3 protein-coding genes and 2 pseudogenes are annotated in these 3,696 nt (G+C 67.5%); all 5 read right to left on the bottom strand.

Going from position 1 to position 3,696, the window contains the following annotated elements; genetic code table 11:
- Positions 1 to 159: 159 nt before the first annotated feature.
- A complete protein-coding gene (locus tag ACRDTL_RS14735) occupies positions 160 to 351 on the bottom strand; it encodes a helix-turn-helix domain-containing protein (protein ID WP_431507444.1) in 192 nt (63 codons plus the stop codon).
- Positions 352 to 439: 88 nt separating this feature from the next.
- Positions 440 to 2,083, bottom strand: coding sequence for an ABC-F family ATP-binding cassette domain-containing protein (locus ACRDTL_RS14730; protein WP_431507443.1), 1,644 nt, complete (start codon positions 2,081 to 2,083; stop codon positions 440 to 442).
- Positions 2,084 to 2,099: 16 nt separating this feature from the next.
- Positions 2,100 to 2,927 (bottom strand): annotated as a pseudogene (locus ACRDTL_RS14725) (enoyl-CoA hydratase); the annotation flags it as partial.
- 6 nt (positions 2,928 to 2,933) lie between these two features.
- Entirely contained in the window at positions 2,934 to 3,296 is a 363-nt protein-coding gene (trxA, locus tag ACRDTL_RS14720) for a thioredoxin (protein ID WP_431507442.1), read from the bottom strand.
- A pseudogene (locus ACRDTL_RS14715) lies at positions 3,293 to 3,696 on the bottom strand (heavy metal translocating P-type ATPase); the annotation flags it as partial. The gene trxA and the pseudogene ACRDTL_RS14715, both read right to left, overlap by 4 nt.

The raw sequence follows: 3,696 nt of genomic DNA, 5'->3' as shown, positions 1-3,696 counted from the left end.
CGCAGCGGCACAGGCAGGCGCACAGCCCCTGCCCGCCCAGGCGCACGGCGCTCAATCCAAACCGGGGTTTGCCCAGCCCACACCACAACTGGCCATATGTTGCAATGACTACTTGACAATGCCCCGCGTGTCGACCGGGGACACGCACGCTCGCGGCGATTAGGGGGTGCGGGTGCGGTGGTTGGGCCCGCCGCGGCTGCGCATCGCGGTGCCCGACTCACGCAGCATGCTGTGGATCGATCCGTAGGATCTCCCGGTGGAAGCCACCAGGTTACGGATGCTGGCTCCGCCCTCGTAAGCGCTACGCAACTCGAGCACCAACTGGTCGCGTGTTTTCTTCGACTTCCTCATCGCCGTCTCCCCGGTTCGCTCGGACCCGCGGGCTTAAGCGTAGAAAGCGACCGCCGACGCGGCACGACTTTCACGAAATCGCCGTCGGTCAGGCCAACTCGATGAGATCCCGATACTCTTCGGACCAATAGTCCTCGGTGCCGTCCGGCAGTAGCACGACGCGTTGCGGTGCGAGCGCCTCGGCCGCACCGGGGTCGTGAGTCACCAGCACCACCGCTCCGGTGTAGCTGCGCAGCGCGTCGAGCACTTGCTCACGCGATGCCGGGTCGAGATTGTTGGTGGGCTCGTCGAGCAGCAATACGTTCGCGGTGGACGCCACCAGGCCGGCCAATGCCAGCCGGGTCTTCTCTCCGCCGGAAAGCGTTCCGGCCAACTGGTCGAGCTGCGGGCCGCTGAACATGAATGCGCCCAGCAGGCTACGCAGATCCTGTTCACCGGAATCCGGTGCGGCGTGGCGGATGTTCTGCCACACCGTCGCGGCGTCGTCGAGGGTGTCGTGTTCCTGCGCGAAATAGCCGACCTTCAAACCATGACCGGGCTCCAGCGTCCCGGCATCGAGATGCTCGACGCCCGCCAACAGCCGTAGCAGTGTCGTCTTGCCGGCGCCGTTGAGTCCGAGCACCACCACCCGCGAACCGCGATCGATCGCCAGGTCGACGCCGGTGAACACCTCCAGCGAACCGTAGGTTTTGGTCAACCCGTTGGCCACCAGTGGGGTGCGCCCGCACGCCGAGGGGGTGGGGAACTTGATCCGGGCCACCTTGTCGGCGACCCGCTCCTCGTCGAGCGCGGCTATCATCCGGTCGGCACGTCGCAACATATTTTGCGCCGCAACGGCTTTGGTGGCCTTGGCACCCAGCTTGGCGGCCTGGGTGCGCAAGGCGGCGGCCTTGCGCTCGGCGTTGGCGCGTTCCCGGCGGCGGCGCTGCGCGTCGGTGGCGCGGGCGTCGAGATACTTCTGCCACCCCATGTTGTAGACGTCGACCTCGCCGCGCACGGCGTCGAGGAACCACACCCGGTTGACGACATCGGCCAGCAGGTCGACGTTGTGGCTGATGACGACCAGCCCACCGGTGTGCGCTCGTAGGAAATCCCGCAACCAGCCCAGCGAATCGGCGTCGAGGTGGTTCGTCGGCTCGTCGAGCAGCAGCGTGGTGGCCGATCCGGCCCCGCTGTCGGACGCGGCGAACAGGATGCGCGCCAGCTCCACCCGGCGGCGCTGGCCACCCGACAACGTGCCTAACGGCTGGGTCAACACCCGTTCGGGTAGGCCGAGACTCGCGCAAATACGGCCCGCTTCGCTTTCGGCACTGTAGCCGCCCAGCGCAGCGAATTGCTCTTCCAGCTGGCCGTAGCGGCGGACGGCACGGTCGCGGGCGGCGTCGTCGACGACCTCGGCCATCAGCACCTGCTGCTTCTCGAGATCGGTGAGCAGCGTGTCGAGCCCGCGAGCCGACAGCACCCGATCGCGAGCGAGCAAGTCGAGGTCGCCCTCCTTGGGATCCTGCGGCAGGTAACCGATCTCGCCGGTGCGGGCCACCGATCCGGCATATGGCTCACCCTCGCCGGCGAGAATGCGCAGTGTGGTCGTCTTGCCGGCACCGTTGCGGCCGACCAGCCCGATACGGTCACCGTCCCGCACCCGCAACGTCGACCCCGGGGCTTCTCCCCGATTGGCACAGAGCAGGATGCGCGCGCCCGCGCGGACCTCGAGGTCCGTTGCCGTGATCACGCCAATCTCCTATGGATTACTTGTCGTCGGTGAACACCGCCGGCCGTTTCTCTGCGCGCGCGGCAACCGCCTCTTCGAAATTGGCGGTGAGCAGACGAACGAACAGCTGCCCCAGGCCTTCGGCCTGCATGTGCCCCTCCAGGCTAGCGGCGTCCAGTCCACTCCACAGTGTGCGCTTGGTCAACTCGATTCCCGGCCGGGAGAACGCGGCGATCCGCCCGGCCATGTCGTAGCAGGTGTCGAGCAGCTGGTCGCCGGGCACCCGGCGCGACACCAGCCCGATCCGCTCGGCCTCCTCGGCGTCGACGTCGCGACCGGTGAGCATGAGCTCGAACGCCCGCGACGTCCCGATGGCCCGCGGCAACAGATAGCTCAACCCCAGCTCGCTTGCGGTCAGGCCGTTGTTGATGCCCGCTGCCCGGAAATACGCTTCGGTCGACGCGACCCGGATGTCGGCGGCCAGTGCCAGGCACAACCCCCCGCCGATCGCCGCGCCGTTGACCGCGGCGATCACCGGTTGATGCATCCGCCGCAGCGCCAGGATGACATCGTTGAGAATTTCCATCGAACGCAGCGCGTAGGTCGGCCGGGTCAGTCCGTCGACGTGCGGCACCTCCCCGGCCGACTTGTGGTCGGCGCCGGAGGAGAAACCGCGGCCCGCGCCGGTCAGCACGACCACCCGCACCGAGTTGTCGTGGGTGATCTGCTCCAGCGCCGCTTTGAGCGGCACCATGACGTCGAACGCCATGGAATTCATCCGCTCCGGCCGGTTGAGGGTGATCAGTGCGACCGATGGTCGCGGATGTTCAACGAGGACCTTGCTCACCGTTGCACGGTAGCCTGCGGCGGATCAGGCTTGGTCGCGCTCCTGCGCCGCGATCGCGGCGTCCATGTCGAAGTCCTTGACCTTTTGCACTAGATCCTCTAACCCGGCCGGTGGCAGCGCACCGGGCTGGTTGAACACCAGCTTGCCTTTCTTGAAAGCCATCAGCGTCGGGATGGACCGGATGTTGGCGGCCGCGGCCAGCTGTTGCTCGGCTTCGGTGTCAACTTTCGCGTGCACGATGTCGGGGTGTTTCTCCGCCGACGCGGCAAAGGTCGGCGCAAACGCCCGGCACGGTCCGCACCAGGATGCCCAGAAGTCGACGAGCACGATGTCGTTGTCGTTGATGGTGCCGTTGAACTGTTCAGCGGTCAGGTCTTGGGTAGTCACCCTCTGCCCAACGTCGCGAGCTGCTGCGATGTTCCCGACGAGCGCCGCGCCGCGACCCGCCAGGCCCGGCCGGTCAGCAGGCGCAGGCCATTGAGGGCGACGATCACAGTCGATCCTTCGTGGCCGGCCACCCCCAGCGGGAGCGGCAGCTGCCCGAACAGGTCCCACATCACCAGCACGGCGATAAACGTCGTCGCGATCGCGAGGTTACCGATCACCACCCTGCGGGCCCGCCGGGCCAGCGCGATGATCGCCGGGATGCGATGCAGCTCGTCCCGAACCGTGACCCCGTCGGCGGGCTGCAGCGTGAGGTCGGCACCGGCCCCGCCCATGGCGATCGACGTGCGGGCGGCCGCCATGGCCGGCGCGTCGTTAACCCCGTCGCCGACCAACAGCACCC

The sequence above is a fragment of the Mycobacterium sp. genome, assembly GCF_050700595.1.
In the GTDB taxonomy this organism is placed as follows: Bacteria; Actinomycetota; Actinomycetes; order Mycobacteriales; family Mycobacteriaceae; genus Mycobacterium.
Note: the sequence above shows the minus strand (reverse complement) of the source record. Positions and strands in the feature narration are given on the sequence as shown.

What these genes read in the sequence shown, in the direction of transcription:
- ACRDTL_RS14735 (WP_431507444.1), bottom strand. Translation starts at nt 351, where the DNA reads ATGAGGAAGTCGAAGAAAACACGCGACCAGTTGGTGCTCGAGTTGCGT.